15 protein-coding genes are annotated in these 15318 nt (G+C 41.8%); 3 read left to right on the top strand and 12 right to left on the bottom strand.

Translation table 11 applies throughout. The features are described from left to right. Positions 1-132: 132 nt before the first annotated feature. The 7 genes from FO442_RS00620 to dapF all read right to left on the bottom strand — a co-directional run bounded on the left by FO442_RS00620 (position 133) and on the right by dapF (position 7099). Complete coding sequence (locus tag FO442_RS00620; RefSeq protein ID WP_186279803.1) at positions 133-576, bottom strand: MarR family winged helix-turn-helix transcriptional regulator; 444 nt, start codon at positions 574-576, stop codon at positions 133-135. A 70-nt stretch (positions 577-646) separates the two neighbouring features. Beyond that, positions 647-3124, bottom strand: a complete 2478-nt coding sequence (locus FO442_RS00615; RefSeq protein WP_144331197.1) for a glycoside hydrolase family 2 protein — start codon at positions 3122-3124, stop codon at positions 647-649. Then, positions 3118-4110, bottom strand: a complete 993-nt coding sequence (locus tag FO442_RS00610) for an isoaspartyl peptidase/L-asparaginase family protein (protein ID WP_144331196.1) — start codon at positions 4108-4110, stop codon at positions 3118-3120. The genes FO442_RS00615 and FO442_RS00610 overlap by 7 nt, the downstream gene beginning before the upstream one ends. 3 nt (positions 4111-4113) lie before the next feature. Beyond that, a complete protein-coding gene (gene mltG / locus FO442_RS00605; RefSeq protein ID WP_144331195.1) occupies positions 4114-5175 on the bottom strand; it encodes an endolytic transglycosylase MltG in 1062 nt (353 codons plus the stop codon). Then, positions 5145-5684 carry a GNAT family N-acetyltransferase gene (locus tag FO442_RS00600; RefSeq protein WP_144331194.1) on the bottom strand — a complete coding sequence of 180 codons (540 nt, stop codon included), beginning with the start codon at positions 5682-5684 and terminating at the stop codon, positions 5145-5147. The genes mltG and FO442_RS00600 overlap by 31 nt, the downstream gene beginning before the upstream one ends. A gap of 154 nt (positions 5685-5838) precedes the next feature. Continuing rightward, the gene (locus FO442_RS00595) at positions 5839-6327 is read right to left on the bottom strand and encodes a hypothetical protein (RefSeq protein WP_144331193.1); all 489 of its coding nucleotides are present in this window, start codon (positions 6325-6327) and stop codon (positions 5839-5841) included. Then, positions 6320-7099, bottom strand: a complete 780-nt coding sequence (dapF, locus tag FO442_RS00590) for a diaminopimelate epimerase (protein WP_144331192.1) — start codon at positions 7097-7099, stop codon at positions 6320-6322. Before dapF ends, FO442_RS00595 begins: the two co-directional genes overlap by 8 nt. 127 nt (positions 7100-7226) lie before the next feature. On the opposite strand from dapF, the gene FO442_RS00585 reads away from it, so the two are divergent. From FO442_RS00585 to FO442_RS00575, 3 genes are all read left to right on the top strand, one after another. Continuing rightward, complete coding sequence (locus FO442_RS00585) at positions 7227-8696, top strand: trypsin-like peptidase domain-containing protein (RefSeq protein WP_144331191.1); 1470 nt, start codon at positions 7227-7229, stop codon at positions 8694-8696. A gap of 296 nt (positions 8697-8992) precedes the next feature. Continuing rightward, the gene (locus FO442_RS00580; RefSeq protein WP_124745751.1) at positions 8993-9859 is read left to right on the top strand and encodes a sigma-70 family RNA polymerase sigma factor; all 867 of its coding nucleotides are present in this window, start codon (positions 8993-8995) and stop codon (positions 9857-9859) included. 93 nt (positions 9860-9952) lie between these two features. Then, positions 9953-11401 carry a glyceraldehyde-3-phosphate dehydrogenase gene (locus FO442_RS00575; RefSeq protein WP_144331190.1) on the top strand — a complete coding sequence of 483 codons (1449 nt, stop codon included), beginning with the start codon at positions 9953-9955 and terminating at the stop codon, positions 11399-11401. A 258-nt stretch (positions 11402-11659) separates the two neighbouring features. On the opposite strand, the gene FO442_RS00570 is transcribed toward FO442_RS00575, so the two are convergent. The 5 genes from FO442_RS00570 to FO442_RS00550 form a co-directional block, all read right to left on the bottom strand. Further along, complete coding sequence (locus FO442_RS00570; RefSeq protein ID WP_144331189.1) at positions 11660-12106, bottom strand: hypothetical protein; 447 nt, start codon at positions 12104-12106, stop codon at positions 11660-11662. Between the two features lie 88 nt (positions 12107-12194). Then, entirely contained in the window at positions 12195-12614 is a 420-nt protein-coding gene (locus tag FO442_RS00565; RefSeq protein WP_144331188.1) for a hypothetical protein, read from the bottom strand. A gap of 51 nt (positions 12615-12665) precedes the next feature. Further along, on the bottom strand, positions 12666-13319 hold the full coding sequence (locus tag FO442_RS00560) for a hypothetical protein (RefSeq protein ID WP_144331187.1): 654 nt from the start codon (positions 13317-13319) through the stop codon (positions 12666-12668). Positions 13320-13334: 15 nt separating this feature from the next. Further along, complete coding sequence (locus tag FO442_RS00555) at positions 13335-14192, bottom strand: hydroxymethylglutaryl-CoA lyase (RefSeq protein WP_144331186.1); 858 nt, start codon at positions 14190-14192, stop codon at positions 13335-13337. Further along, positions 14185-15234, bottom strand: coding sequence for a quinone-dependent dihydroorotate dehydrogenase (locus FO442_RS00550; protein WP_144331185.1), 1050 nt, complete (start codon positions 15232-15234; stop codon positions 14185-14187). The genes FO442_RS00555 and FO442_RS00550 overlap by 8 nt, the downstream gene beginning before the upstream one ends. Positions 15235-15318 lie beyond the last annotated feature (84 nt).

The raw sequence follows: 15318 nt of genomic DNA, 5'->3' as shown, positions 1-15318 counted from the left end.
GGAAGAAATTTGGTGCAAAGGTAAGGTAATCCGATTGGTTCGGAAAGGGTTTTTAAAAGTTTAACCGCAAAGAGCGCAGAGTACACAAAGTTTGATTTATTTAAAATCTTTGCGCTTTTCTTTGCGGTGAAATTACCCACGTAATTTGTCCAGTAAATTGCTAAGAACTTCCGCTTCTTCTTCCGTCATGTTTCCGGTGAAGTCCAGTTCCGACTGCTGATCGTCATCGATTTGTTTCAGGATCTTCAAACCAGCTTCCGTAATTGAAACGTAAACCACTCTGCGATCAGATTCGCAGCGAACACGCTCCATCAATCCTTTATCGATCAACTTATCCATCAATCGTGTGGTATTGGGGGATTTTTCCACCATTCTTTCTTTCACCGAATTGACACTGATCGAGCCATTGGCACCGCGAAGAATTCTCAAAATATTGAACTGAGGCATCGACAAATCAAATTTTGCCATGTAGGAGTTCTGAATATTTCCCAGGTAATTCGAAGTATAACGAAGATTTACCACAGCCTTGTGCTTAGAATTTTTGAATTTCGATTGGATCACTTTTCCTATTTCCATGCAACAAAATTAATTACCGGGGTATTATTTACAAAATTTATCTCGTTAAAATTTCTAATTAATTTTCCGGTTAATGATAAAACCAGAAAAAACTGTCTTCGGTCAGCTTCCCTTCAAATTCAAATGCTATGCGGTGTTTCCCTGGAAGCAGGTGCACAAAATTTTGGTCCATTACAACCTTTCCGTCTTTGGATGTAAACCAAAAATCTTTTAAAATTGTTTCATTCTCAATATTTACAACTCCCTTTCCTGTAAGCGGATCGAGTGATTCTACAAGCACAACCGGTTCCTTTCCGGGAACTGATTTCCCGGGAACATGCTCGTGAATAAACAGACGTTCGCATTCTTTCCCTGTTTCGTCTTTCCAAATGAAACGAACGGCAAAATCCCTTCCTTTGAAGGCCTTTAGCTCCTGGGGGAACAATTCTACGGTATGCGGGTAAGCGATGGCTTGGCGACAGGTAAAACTTCCCAGGGGATTTCCTTGAAAATCGCTCACCTGAGCTTCAATTTCACACAAAAAACCGGTTGGAATGTCTGAAATCAGAACATATTTTTCTTTACCCAATGTATCAATTCGTTCTGCGATCGTCACATCTTTGAAATCGTTTTTGACCTCATACTGCAACGCTTTCCATCTTCCGAAATAATCCATACTGCTCCATGTAGGAGCCGGCCAGCAATCGTTAAACTGCCAGTACAATGTTCCCGCACACCTTGGAAAAGTGCTCCTGTGCGCAACCACTGCAATCCCGACAGCTTTGGCCTGTGTAAGCTGTGAAAAATAAACAAAACGCTGAAAATCAGCTGTTTTACCATAAAGTAAATCAGAATGTTTGGCAATCATATTGTTTCCCACATAGCTTTTCTGACGCAATTTCATCAGCGGGCTGTCCAGTTTCCAGTCTTTCGGTTTACTGAATGATAGCAATGTGGCCAGTTCGGGAAACGATTGAAAACCGTATTCAGCATTGAATCTGCCCGATTTCCGTCCAAAATCCTCTATCGGGTCTGTTCCGTGCCAAACTCCCCAGTAATGCTGTGTTCCGTCGTTATAGAACGCATCATTTCCCCAGTTGCTTAAAGGCGAAGTATGCTCGTACGGAAGATCTGTGAACTTACGAAGGGTTTCAGGGATTAATTCTTTAAATAGTTTCCGGTAATACGCACCGATCAAAACCTCATCTTTCTTAGATAAGTGATATTCTTTTTGAAACCCCCAGTTTTTCCAAGCGACATCTACTTCGTTGTTTCCGTTAAACAAGGTCAGTGAAGCATGCGATGCCAGCCTGGGTATTTGCTGGTCCAATTCGGTTTTTACATTTGCCAGAAAATCGTCTGTTCCAGGATACATGGCACAGGCAAACATAAAATCTTCCCAAACCATCAATCCGCCTTCGTCACACGCTTCCAGGAAGGATTCTCTCGGGTAAAATCCTCCTCCCCAAATCCTTACCATATTGAAATTACAATCCAGCATGGTCTGAACTGCCTTTTTTAATTTCTCATCTGTTATACGGGCCGGAAAAATATCATCCGGAATATAATCGGCACCTTTGCAAAAAACCGGGCGGTTATTCACCCTGATCTGAAAGGAAGTACCCCATTGGTCTTTTTCCTGTACCAATTCCACCTTTTTCAAACCGAAACGAACGTCTTTTTCCAAAATGACATCACCCTTTTCATTTTGCAAAATCCAATGGTCGTTATATAAATAGGCTTCTCCCTGTCCTCTCGGCCACCATAATTTCGGATTTGAAATGGTTTCGGTACGTTTTAAATACGTATTTTCACTCGTCACTTTCTGATCACCGAACAGCGTGCTTTTCCACGTAAAAGTCTCTGAACTTTCCTGTGCCAAAACCAGTGTAAATTCAGAAACTGCTTTTTCATCGGCAACTTCCAGGGTATTGGAATAGTTTGCAAGAACGCGGTTAGAGGAATAAACTTCTACTTTCACCGGCTCCCAAAATCCCATTGTCAGCATTCTCAAAGACCAATCCCATCCGAATTGGTATTGGGGTTTCCGGCAATGCGGTGCCACTTTTATTTTTCCTACATCATTTGGAGCAGGAAGTGTCACTCCCACATCCGCCATACGTGGTTTCTGGTACATGATCGGAGGTGTAAAAACGACCTTCAATTTGTTCTTTCCCGGAACGACCTTGTCCCGAACGTCAAAACGGTAACGCACAAATGCATTATTGGTTTCGGCTACCAATTTCCCATTCAAAAAGATTGAAGCATAAGTATCAATACTCGGGAAATCCAATTCAACAAATTCTCTGAGATCGGGTTCCCGTAAGAAAAATTCAGATTCAAGTGTCCATTGATAATTTTCAATCCAGTTAAACTGACTTTCGTTCATTCCTACGAAAGGGTCAGGAAGCTGGTTCGCAGCAATCAGTGCTTCCTGAACGGATCCTTTTTCCCCCAATACATACCACGCTTTAGATACCGGATGCTGCACTTTCCAGGATAGAATCTTTTGCCCTATCACTTGATTTGTCAAAAAAATCACCGCAACAAAAAGTCCGATTCTTACCATTTCCGATCAAAAGGAGTATCGATTAACTGATCTTGCGTTTCCGTTTTCAAGGCATAATTGAATCCGTTGTAAACAGAGAATCCACCGACTTCTCCTTTGGTATTGATCGCAATGAATGCACATTGTAAACCAGTCATATCCTTGTGTTTACGTATCAACCGTTCAACTGTTTCTTTACATGCCTGTTCCGGGCTTTTTCCTTGCCGCATCAACTCTACCACCGTATGCGCTCCGGCAATACGGATAATGGATTCTCCCAAACCAGTTGCAACCGCTCCTCCGACTTCCTGGTCCACAAATAATCCGGATCCAATGATCGGTGAATCACCTAAACGTCCCGGTAATTTGTAAGCCCAACCGGAAGTCGTACATGCCCCGCTGATTCGCCCGGAATGATCGATCGCCAATAAACCGATTGTATCGTGATTCTCATGGTTGATCTCCGGTTTCTTCGTAGCCGCTTGTTCCTTTTTCCATTTCTCCCATTCCTTTCTCACTTCCGGAAGCGGTGTTTTAATCGTATCAAAACCGTGTTCAAGCGCATATTTCCTAGCTCCTTCACCAACCAGCATCACATGTGGGGTATGCTGCATAATGTGTTTTGCAACAGAGATCGGATGTGCAATCCCCTCCAGGCAACCCACGGAACCGCAATTCGACTCCCAATCCATAATGCAGGCATCCAACGTCACATGGCCTTCCCGGTCCGGCATTCCACCGATCCCTACACTGCGGTTTGTGACATCACTTTCTGTTTGTCGTGCTCCCGCTTCTACCGCATCCAAAGAACTTCCTCCCGCCTCCAGCTTCTTCCAGCCCGCCTGGTTGGCCGGTTGACCGTGACTCCAGGTAGCAATCATTTTTGGTCCGCCGGTATATCCGGAAGTTCCCGTTTCCAAAGTACTTTCTTCTCTTGAAAATACGGGAGAAACTACTGATGCTGCCAATCCGACAGCACTCAATTTGACAAAAGATCTGCGTTCCATATTTTATTGATTGGCAATTTCGGATGCTAACCAATTCTGGAATTCGGCTGCATATTTTGCATGATCGGCATAATCCTTTGCAAAATTGTGCAATCCGTCATAATTTGGTTGAGCACACATGTATAAATAATCGTTGTTATCCGGGTTCAAAACGGCTTCCACAACTCCCGTCGGAGGCATGGAAATAGGCCCCGGAGGTAATCCGTTGTACAAATAGGTATTGTAAGGGCAGTCTTTGTTTCTGTGTTCATATGTCAATCGCTGTACGCCTTCCAATTGATCTCCCCAACAGAATTTAAATGTCGGATCTGACTGTAATTTCATTCCCGTATTCAACCGGTTCAGGTACAAACGGGCAATAATCGGCCATTCGGATGCATTTTTGGATTGTTCTCCGTAAACAATTGAAGCAAGGGTAACAGCCTGTGAAGGCGATTTCAAGCCCACCTTTTTCAATTGTGCCATTCTCTCCGGTGTCCAAAAATTCTTAAATTCCTTCGCCATGCGTTCCAGGAAAGCCTCTTTCCCGGTATCGTAATACATTCGGTAAGAATTCGGCATAAACAGCGCCGGAACCTGCTCAATGGTAAACCCGTATTTATTCAATGTTTCCTGGTCTGTAATGTAACTTTCCAATTCGGTACTATCTACTTCGATACACTTCGATACCTTTACACAAAGGTCATGAATGGTTTTGCAATTATTGAATGTTACCACCACTTCCACTTCAAAACTTCCACTTTTTAAGGAGTTCAATAAATCACGGTAGGAAGTACGTGCAGGGAAAGCATACATCCCCGGCTCTATATTTTCAACTGTAAGCTTTTTATAATTTGCCATCGACAAAAATGCATCCGTATCACTGATGACACCTGCCTTTTTCAGGTCTCCCGCGATTTCTTCCAAAGAGCGTCGGTTATCGATCACCACCCGTGCTTCCTTGTTGTTGGATGTTTTCTTCATGTAGATCATGAGAGGTGTCCACCCGAAAACCAGTGCAACACCGATCAACATCACAGCGACCGCTGCAAATACTAATTTTTTGTTTCTTTTCTTTCCAGACATTTCTGATATAAAATTTCATCCAACCAAACACCTTTTTCCAGGTACCAATCTTTTCTGACTCCTACTCGCACAAATCCCGCTTTTTCGAATAACCCCACGCTTGCCAGATTATCGCTGTGTATGGAACAATGCAGGTTGTGCAGTGCCAAAATCTGAGCAGCATACTTCTCCAGGATAGTCAGGGCCTCAAAAGCATACCCATGATTCTTATTGTCTTCATCGGCAATCAGGATTCCAACTGCCGCACGAAGATGTTTAAAATCTACCTGGTACAGGTCAATTGCCCCGATCGGTTCCCGCGTTCCGTTCATACAAATCATCATTCTCAACTGACCGTGTGTGCGGATGTGTTGTGCCTGATCAATGTATTCCAGAATGGCTGAAAATGAAAACGGGACTTCCGTTCCGGTAATCTTCCAATGCTTCGGGTTATTCTCCCAAAGCATCAGCTTCGTTGCGTCTTCCTTTTCAACAGCACGCAAAAAAATGGATTTACCGGTTAAACTCATGACTTATTCGTTTTAGTCGTTTTAGAAAAGCGTTCAAATGTAAATGAAAAAGTGTTAGCGTAAGAATGCGCATTTTGAATTCTTTCAACAATTTTACCACGATCAATTCTGTTCTCATAGGGAAAGAAAATTTTCTGCCCCTGCGATTATTCAATCATTTTTCATTCAACTGTGAAATCCGCTTCAAAATATCCTCCATTGAGTAATCCGGAATTCCTCTGTAACCTTCCGGTAAATTCAACCCGTTTACTTTTAGTATCAGATCTTCAGATTCTAAGTAAGTTAGCAAATTTACTAATTGGCTTACACCTTCTTGCTGCATCACTTCCCGGATCGGATGTAAGCAGGTAAGTCCACCGGCGGCGCGATCATATTTCGAGAAAACGGAAACCAAATCAGAAACGAAGACGCTTTCGGGAATTTCTATTAAAACCAGGGGAATCAATGATCTTTTCGCCTTTTTAAGCATCGAAGCTGTCAGTAAGTGTTCCGATTTCCTGTAAGTTAAACTAAAATAATCCTTACCCCTGGAAATCCCAATATGCGGCGGAACCTTATCTGCATTCCATATCCAGATAAACGATTTGCGAAGCATTTGTTCCGGAAGCTCCCGGTAAATCGTTTTAAAGTTGAATTCAGACATCCACCGTTCCTTTAAAAACAAGTTCTGCCGGACCAATCAACCAAATGTTATTAAATCCGGAATCCGTTCGGACAAACCGGACAGACAAAGAACCACCCCGGGAAATGACTTGGTATTCAAACGCACCTTTTATGTTGTTCTTTTCCCCCAACGCAAGCGCTGCTGCCGTTATGCCGGTTCCGCAACTGAGTGTTTCATCTTCCACACCACGCTCATAGGTCCTGATTTCAAAAGATTGTTCATCCAACTGGTGAATTGCATTTACATTAATCCCTTCCTGTTTGTACCTCTCCGAATAACGGATTTGTTTTCCATAAGCAACTATATCAAAATCAGCCACATTTTCTGTAAAATGAATGAAATGCGGTGAACCGGTATTCAAAACGAAATCTTTGGCCGAAGTATCCATATCGGCTACATCATTCATGTGCAAAAACACCTGATTGTCTTTTATAAATGCGTTGTGAGCGCCATCAATTGCCAGGAAGAAAACCGTATCTTTTGCAATTCCAAGTGCGTGTGCAAAAGCAACGGAACAACGGGCTCCGTTTCCGCAAAAGCTTTTGGACCCATCCGAATTGTAATAATCAACTTCAAAATCAAAACCGGGGATTGAGTTGATTAAAATCAGTCCATCCGCCCCGATCCCAAACCGGCGATCACACAGCTTTTGAACGGTTGAAACGGAAAGTTTATTCCACTCACCCGAACGGTTATCGATCATGATAAAATCATTCCCCGCTCCCTGATATTTTTCGAAAGGTAAATTCATACATCCTTTACTGTGATTGAGTTACAAGCCCATTTAGCTTAACAATCTTTAACAGCACAAAAGTAACAATCATCAATTGATAACTATTATAATTGCGTAGAAATTTAGCATAAACTAATTTAATATCATGAACAACTCATTGAAATACCTAGGACTTGGAATTGTCGGTGGAATGATTCCATTTGCTTTCGGATTCCTTCTATCTCACCAGGCGGATACTCCTCTTTCAGAACAGGTAATTGATGGTAATCGTTTAGCAAAGACCGTATCCTATAATGGAATGCCTCCTGCAGAAGGAGCATCGTTCGTTGAAGCTTCTGAGAACACGATCAACTCGGTGGTCCACGTTACCACCAAAGTCGTCCGAACACAAGTTCAGCGGGATCCTTTTTATGAATTCTTTTATGGCCCCGGGACCGGAGGACGCGAGTTCAAACAATACGGCAGCGGATCGGGATCAGGAGTGATCGTTTCCAGTGAAGGATATATTGTAACTAATAATCACGTCATCCAAGACGCTTCCGAAATCGAGGTGATTCTGAACGATAATTCGAAATACACCGCAACTGTCATCGGAACAGACCCTTCAACGGATATTGCCGTTTTAAAGATTGATGCTCCGGAATTAAAACCGATCGCCATCGGAAACAGCGATGACTTGCGTGTCGGAGAATGGGTATTGGCAGTAGGAAACCCGTTCAACTTAACATCAACGGTTACTGCCGGAATTGTCAGTGCAAAAGCAAGAAACATCAACCTGCTTTCAGACCGAACATCAAATTCCAATGTTCCGATTGAATCCTTTATCCAGACAGATGCCGCTGTGAATCCGGGAAACTCAGGCGGAGCCTTAGTTAACACACGAGGTGAACTGATCGGGATCAACACGGCCATCGCTTCGCAAACAGGTTCTTATACCGGGTATAGTTTTGCTGTTCCGGTGAACCTGGTGAATAAAGTAATGCGCGACATCATTGATTTCGGGATTGTTCAACGTGCTTATTTAGGAGTTCAGATTTCAGACATCAGCCAGGAAATCAAGGAGAAGAACAAGTTACCTTCTACAAGAGGAGTCTTTGTTTCTGCGGTTACTGAAGACGGCGGTGCCGACAAAGCCGGAGTAAAGAAAAATTGGGTTATCCTGAAAGTTGGATCCCGAGAAGTAAACTCGGTTGCTTCACTCCAGGAAGAGATCGGAAAAAGAAGACCTGGTGACAAGGTTAATTTAACGTTACGCACAGAAGACGGAACGGAAGTCATCAAAGAAATTTTACTGCGGTCGGCAGACGGTGAAACTGTTTTGAAATCAAAAGAAGAAATGAGCAAAACAACTGCTTTGGGTGGTACCTTCGCGGAACTCACTGCGAAAGAAAAAAAGGAATTAAATATCAGCTACGGAGTAAAATTAAAAACACTGGAACCAGGGAAATTGAAATCCAGCGGACTGACAGAGGGCGATATCGTTACCAAGATCAATCAGACCCAAATCGAATCGGTTGAACAGTTAACCCGGATTCTAAACTCATCAAAAGGAGGAGTCCTATTGGAAATCCTTTCTGAAAGCGGTAAAAAAGAATATGTCGGATTTGGTTTATAAATCAAACAGGTTTAACAGATTAAAATGCTCAAAATGCTTGCGCTAAAGCTTTAGCGTCGGTGCAGAATTCAAAAATCATTATTCGTTAATTTTGAACTTTTTAACGCTTAAACTTTTTGAACTTCCGTCATGAAAGTGCCGTAATTTGGGAAAGTATATTAAAAAAATGTTAAGGCATGGTTTTTGAGAGGTGAAAATCTCCCAAAAATCTGCCTTTTTTATTTGGAAATCACTTCCATTTCGTCGTAACTTTGCACCCTGATTTTCATTAATCGTTATAAAACGAAGTTCATTACATGAGACAACTTAAGATTACAAAATCGATTACCAATCGTGAGAGCCAGTCGTTAGACAAATATCTTCAGGACATTGGTAAAGAAGAGCTAATCACCGCTGAGGAAGAAGTAGAATTGGCGCGAAAAATCAAACAAGGCGATCAACGGGCACTCGAAAAATTAACCCGTGCAAATTTACGTTTCGTCGTGTCTGTAGCAAAACAGTATCAAAATCAAGGATTGACATTACCCGATTTAATTAATGAAGGGAATTTAGGTTTGATCAAAGCTGCACAGAAGTTTGACGAAACGCGTGGATTTAAATTCATCTCCTATGCTGTTTGGTGGATTCGTCAATCCATCTTACAGGCTTTGGCTGAACAAGCACGTATTGTTCGGTTACCTTTAAACCAGGTTGGTTCTTTAAATAAGATCAACAAGGCTTTTTCCAGATTGGAACAAGAATTCGAAAGACCACCTTCAGCAGAAGAATTGGCTGAAGCTTTAGAAGTTCCGGAAGATAAAATTAAAGAAAGCTTGAATGTTTCGGGTCGTCACGTATCTATGGATGCTCCCCTTTCTTCTTCTGAAGATGGTGGTACATTGATGGATGTTATGGCCAATACCGACTCACCGAAAGCTGACCATGCCTTAATGGCCGAATCTCTTCAACGAGAGATCGAACGTTCATTAAGCACCCTGACAGATAAAGAACGTGAGATCATTCGTTTGTTCTTCGGAATCGGAATGAATCACGGTCTGACATTAGAAGAGATTGGTGCCAAGTTTAACCTGACACGTGAGCGTGTCCGACAAATTAAAGAGAAGGCGATCAGACGTCTTCGACACACCTCTCGAAATAAGTTATTGAAAGCATATTTAGGATAAGAAAAAAGGCTGTCTGCTAACGCGGGCGGCCTTTTTTGCTTTATACACATGCTAAATCACTGAAAATAAACAACAAATAAATATACACTTTAGATGGAAGCTGCATTAGGCTATGAAAAAGAGTTAAACATGCACGTTCAAAAAGAACGCGCAGCTGTTAAATTGTCAAGTCACGTTGGTGAATTGCTTTACGACAAAGGAATTGAATTGGTTTTGTTCCGTAATCATCTTACAGACATTACTATTTCTGAAATCCTGAACCTGCATGAGTATGCAAAAAATGTTGTGAAGAAACCAATTGACATTGAAACAACAGCTTCTTTGGCAGAAGAGTTGTTAAAAATGGATTTGGCTCCCGCTAAAATCGACATTGGTAAGTTATCCAGTGAGTGGATTGCTGAAGGAAGTGCATTTGAGTCAAAATCAGCTTTTTTAGGTGCTAAATTAGGTAAATTCACCAGTGCTTCCGGTTCTGTTGAACCTAGAGATGTGGTTTTGTACGGTTTTGGTCGTATCGGTCGTTTGGCTGCACGCGAACTGATCAAACAAGCCGGTAAAGGTCAGCAATTGCGTTTACGTGCCATCGTTACACGTGGTGCGAGTGATAAAGACATCGTTAAACGGGCCGCTTTATTACGCTCTGATTCTGTGCACGGTGCTTTCAGAGGAAGCGTTGTGGAAGACCTGGAAAACAAAACACTGATCATTAACGGACAAATTGTTCACATGATCGATGCTTCCAACCCGGAAGATGTAGATTACACAAAATATGGAATCAGCAACGCTTTGGTCATTGATAATACAGGTGTATACACAAACCGCGAAGCTTTATCCAGACACATGGCAGCAAAAGGAGTTTCTAAAGTCCTTCTGACTGCTCCCGGGAAAGAAGTTCCGAATGTGGTATATGGTATCAACCAAGGAACATTGGATGTGGAAAATGAAACGATTTATTCTGCAGCTTCCTGTACAACAAATGCGATCTCCCCTATCCTGAAAGTAGTAAACGATGCTTTCGGAATTGTAAAAGGACATATTGAAACGGTTCATGCGTATACCAACGACCAAAACTTATTGGATAACATGCACAAATCATCCCGTCGCGGACGTTCAGCTGCGATCAATATGGTTATTACATCAACAGGTGCCGGCGCAGCCGTAACAAAGGTGATCCCTGACCTGAAGGACAAACTAACTGCAAATGCGGTTCGTGTACCTACTCCAAACGGTTCATTGGCAATTCTTTCATTGGAATTGAAAAACGGAACAACGGTTGAAGATGTGAATAACGTGGTCAGAACAGCTTCTTTGGAAGGTGATTTGGTAAACCAGATTTTCTACTCTTACGATCCGGAATTGGTATCCAGTGATATTATCGGAAATACCTGTTGCTCGGTTTACGATTCTCATGCAACGATTGTATCCCTGGATGGAAAGAACGTCGTTCTTTACACCTGGTACGACAATGAGTTCGGATATACGAAACAAGTGATTCGTTTGGCGAAGCATATTACGAAAGTACAACGTTTGATTTACTATTAATCGTTAGACGAAATAGAATAAAAAGCCGGTTTATCAGTTGATAGACCGGCTTTTTTTATCAATTGGGATAAATGTAGAGGGAGCTATGTATCATGCAATTTTTACCACTGACTTTGACGTGAACTCAGCCGAACGGTATACGGAAGTTGGCTTCTGCCGAGGTGAACACTCGCTTTCCTTGGGAGAAAAAAACGATGGGCAAGCATGGTGGTTATTCCCCGATTAAGCGCACCCCTGGTAGTTTGTAGTTTACTTATTTTACTTCTTCAAGCCATTCTGCTTCAAACACTTCATTACTTTCTTATCGTGTTTTGCGCGTTCTTCCGGTGTGGTGTTCGGAGTAGTCAATAACTCTTTGCATTTAGTATCCACATACTCCCATCTGGCCATTAACTTCTCTTCTTGTTTCGAACTCATATTGCCTTTTTCGAAAGCATCGTTAATGGAGTCATTTGCAACCACGCAGGTACAAAAATCCCACTGTTCTCCGTACTTTTTGACAATCTTCTCGTGATTTTCTATATTTTCGATTGCAACAGACTTTTTCTCTGTGTTCGTATCCTTTAAAGCCGTCTCTAAATCGTCGGCTTCAGTAATGGTATCTTTCGCGTTTTCCAGTTCGCAATCGCTGCATTCTTCATTAGAACCGCAGGAAACAGCAAACAGAACAAGAAATAAGAATTGAAAATATACTCGTTTTTTCATAAGGTTGAGTTACAGGCAAATATAAAAAGATTGTCCAAAAAGACAAGGTCAAATCAGTAACTCAAATTGACATCTCAAACGCCCAAATTTAATATTCAGGAAAAGGAATCAAAACAATCGTGTACTTATAGGAATTGTTTTTGGGCTTAAGGACGATTCGTCTTCTGGACAAGGTAACGATCTCAAATACCAGGTTTTTTTTAGTCCCCACAAATCCGAATTCCTTTTTCGACTCGTCTAACCAATAAGACATTTTGATTCCCGGTTTCGTTCCCAAAGTTTTCAGAATATGAAAATACGCATTACGCGATTCATGAAAAACGATTACTTCTTTGTATGCGATCTGGAGTGGAGTATAATCCCTGTCTCCGTCCAATTGTTTATCAACCAGCCATACCTTGGACGAATTGTCGTGAATTAAAATATAATGGTCAATCGGTTGAATGCTTGTATCTCCGCAAGCACTTAGAGTTAACAACAGGAGCAGTAATATACGGAGAGACTTCATTTTCTTTCATTTTTGAAAGCTATTCCGGATAGCTTCCCGGGTTGACTTCAATTAAAAGATCATATCATTCCGGTCCAAAATTTTCTTGATCTCAACTCCCATCGAGTCAATGAATTCTGCTTTTACTTTTCGAGGGACATCTTCATCGATCACTTCACAGTTTACATACTCATACTTGCCATCTTTCCACCTGAACACGCAATTGTAATATGTAATATTTTGATTGATATTGTCCGGGAACCGAATCACCAGGTCATTATATCCAGAAGCAGACGGGCGTTCTTCAATCAGGTTTCCGTTAAACCCGTTCAACTTCACCAGCACATCATTTTCCCGTTCGAAAATCAACAAACGCCTCAAAGGAAACCCGTTCACACCGGCTTTGATCAGCAATTTGAATCCATCTTTCAACGGGGTTTGTTTATTTAGTTTAAAAAATCGAAAGTATTTCGGGCTGCAGGTTGGATGTTCGGGATCCTCATCCGATGTTGCTTTCGGATCACACAGGTGCAATTCCTTCAAAAGTTCAGCTTCCGCTTTGGAGGAAAACGCATTCGCATTAAAATCCGTACTGATTGTCTTATCCGCCTTTTCGTTATCAGCCGAGGTGTGCCTTTTTTCAATGGTAATTTCACCATCTGCTTCATCGTCACAGGCAAAAGCCAGGAATACTGCAGGAAGAAGGAACACGAATTTAAATCTCATGGCAATGTTTACTAATTAATGAAAGATTTTGGAAGAAGTTACAAATGCTTCTGAAAAACGGATCGGATCGACACCTGTTTCAATTCCTTTTTCTTTAAACCATTCCATCATACGCTCGGTGGGCATATTTCCTGTCAGTTCATCTTTTGCCATCGGGCAGCCCCCATACCCTTTAATTGCCCCTTCAAAATAACGGCAACCTGCTTCATAAGCTGCCTGCGTTAATTTAGAAGCATTTTCCTTTAAAGTATGTAAATGCGCTGAGATCTGTATATTTGAGAACTCCGTAGAAATCGTTGAAAAAACCTGCTTCACCAGCTCAGGAGTAGCAGCACCGATAGTATCTGCCAATGAAAGACGGGAAACTTCAAATAATTGTGTCAATCGTTCTGCCCAGGTTACAATGAGGTCCGGGGACCAGGCATCCCCATATGGATTCCCAAATCCCATGGAAAGGTAAAGCATCAATTCTTTGTTTTCTTTGTGACAGATATTGGCAATTGCTTCTACCCTCCTTAAAGACTCTTCAATCGTAGCATTGGTATTTCTCAATTGAAACGTTTCCGAAATACTAAAGGGATATGCTAAAAAATGGATCCGCCCAAATTTAGCGGCATCTTCAGCACCTCTTTCATTGGGGATGACTGCCAGCAGTTTGGTTTCACTGTCGTCCAATCCTTCCAGAACAGATGCAGTATCGCGCATTTGAGGAGTTGCTTTAGGGGAAACAAAACTTCCGAAATCAAGCGTATCAAAACCGCACTTCAGCAGATAATTCAAATAATAAATTTTATCTGCGGTATCAATCCATTCCTTGATTCCCTGCATAGCATCTCGAGGACACTCAGTAATAAAAACGCGACTATTATCCATGTGCAATTTCTTTTCTTTTTTTCAAAACCGCTTTATTGATTCGCTTCACCAAAGCGGGGCCCTCGTATATAAATCCTGAATAAACCTGTATCAGGCTTGCTCCTGCCATTAATTTTTCGATTGCATCTTTCCCCGAATAAATTCCACCAACGCCAATGATCGGAAAAGAGCCACTTGATTTTTGGTACAAATAGCTAATTACTTGAGTAGATCTTTGTGTCAGGGGTTTACCGGAAACTCCACCCGCACCGATTGATTCGATTTTGCTGCTTGAAGTTACTAAATTTCCTCTTTCGATAGTCGTATTTGTCGCAATTACTCCGGCAATTTTTGTTTCATTGACGATGTCCACGATGTCATCTAACTGGGAATCAGTTAGGTCCGGGGCAATTTTTAAAAAAATCGGTTTTGACGAACCTAGCCTGCTCCGTTCGTCTATTAAAGCCTGAAGTAACTGAGTCAAAGGTTCCTTATCCTGAAGCTCACGTAAATTCGGTGTATTGGGAGAAGAAACATTCACCACGAAGTAATCTACGTATGGCTCCAGAGCATGATAGCACTTTAAATAGTCCGATGTCGCTTCTTCGTTCGGGGTAACTTTATTCTTACCGATATTTCCACCGATGATACAGTCCGGATTCAATTTTTTTAATCGCTCAACAATCACATCCGCTCCATCATTATTGAATCCCATGCGGTTAATGATTGCCTGGTCTTCCAGTAAACGGAACAAACGCGGTTTCGGATTCCCATCCTGTGCAACCGGGGTCACCGTACCAATCTCAATGAATCCAAAACCACATGCTGCAAGTTCGTTGATTCGTAAAGCATTCTTATCAAATCCGGCAGCTAAACCAACCGGATTCGGAAATTTTATTCCGGCAACGGTTGTTTCCAATAAGGGATTCTGAATACAATAAATGGATTTCCAGATCGGTTTTACGAGGGGCACTTTCAGCCAAAAGCCTAATAATCTGAACGTAAAATAATGAACTTTTTCGGGATCAAACTTAAAGAGAAACCATCTCAGGATTGGGTACATTCTATCAATTTGTACCAAAGGTAAAAACACAAAACGAGCTTGTCAATAGACAAACCCGTTTTGTTAAAAGAATTTTAAAATTCG

It is taken from the genome of Fluviicola chungangensis, from assembly GCF_007558725.1.
Lineage (GTDB): Bacteria > Bacteroidota > Bacteroidia > Flavobacteriales_D > Crocinitomicaceae > Fluviicola > Fluviicola chungangensis.
This window is presented reverse-complemented; position numbering and strand designations above follow the sequence as displayed.

Bases quoted from the DNA above. Each gene is read 5' to 3' on its own strand.
- FO442_RS00580 (WP_124745751.1), top strand. From the start codon at position 8,993: ATGAGACAACTTAAGATTACAAAATCGATTACCAATCGTGAGAGCCAG.
- FO442_RS00595 (WP_144331193.1), bottom strand. From the start codon at position 6,327: ATGTCTGAATTCAACTTTAAAACGATTTACCGGGAGCTTCCGGAACAA.
- dapF (WP_144331192.1), bottom strand. From the start codon at position 7,099: ATGAATTTACCTTTCGAAAAATATCAGGGAGCGGGGAATGATTTTATC.
- FO442_RS00615 (WP_144331197.1), bottom strand. From the start codon at position 3,124: ATGGTAAGAATCGGACTTTTTGTTGCGGTGATTTTTTTGACAAATCAA.
- FO442_RS00560 (WP_144331187.1), bottom strand. From the start codon at position 13,319: ATGAGATTTAAATTCGTGTTCCTTCTTCCTGCAGTATTCCTGGCTTTT.
- FO442_RS00550 (WP_144331185.1), bottom strand. From the start codon at position 15,234: ATGTACCCAATCCTGAGATGGTTTCTCTTTAAGTTTGATCCCGAAAAA.
- FO442_RS00555 (WP_144331186.1), bottom strand. From the start codon at position 14,192: ATGGATAATAGTCGCGTTTTTATTACTGAGTGTCCTCGAGATGCTATG.
- mltG (WP_144331195.1), bottom strand. From the start codon at position 5,175: ATGTCTGGAAAGAAAAGAAACAAAAAATTAGTATTTGCAGCGGTCGCT.
- FO442_RS00575 (WP_144331190.1), top strand. From the start codon at position 9,953: ATGGAAGCTGCATTAGGCTATGAAAAAGAGTTAAACATGCACGTTCAA.
- FO442_RS00570 (WP_144331189.1), bottom strand. From the start codon at position 12,106: ATGAAAAAACGAGTATATTTTCAATTCTTATTTCTTGTTCTGTTTGCT.
- FO442_RS00585 (WP_144331191.1), top strand. From the start codon at position 7,227: ATGAACAACTCATTGAAATACCTAGGACTTGGAATTGTCGGTGGAATG.
- FO442_RS00600 (WP_144331194.1), bottom strand. From the start codon at position 5,684: ATGAGTTTAACCGGTAAATCCATTTTTTTGCGTGCTGTTGAAAAGGAA.
- FO442_RS00620 (WP_186279803.1), bottom strand. From the start codon at position 576: ATGGAAATAGGAAAAGTGATCCAATCGAAATTCAAAAATTCTAAGCAC.
- FO442_RS00565 (WP_144331188.1), bottom strand. From the start codon at position 12,614: ATGAAGTCTCTCCGTATATTACTGCTCCTGTTGTTAACTCTAAGTGCT.
- FO442_RS00610 (WP_144331196.1), bottom strand. From the start codon at position 4,110: ATGGAACGCAGATCTTTTGTCAAATTGAGTGCTGTCGGATTGGCAGCA.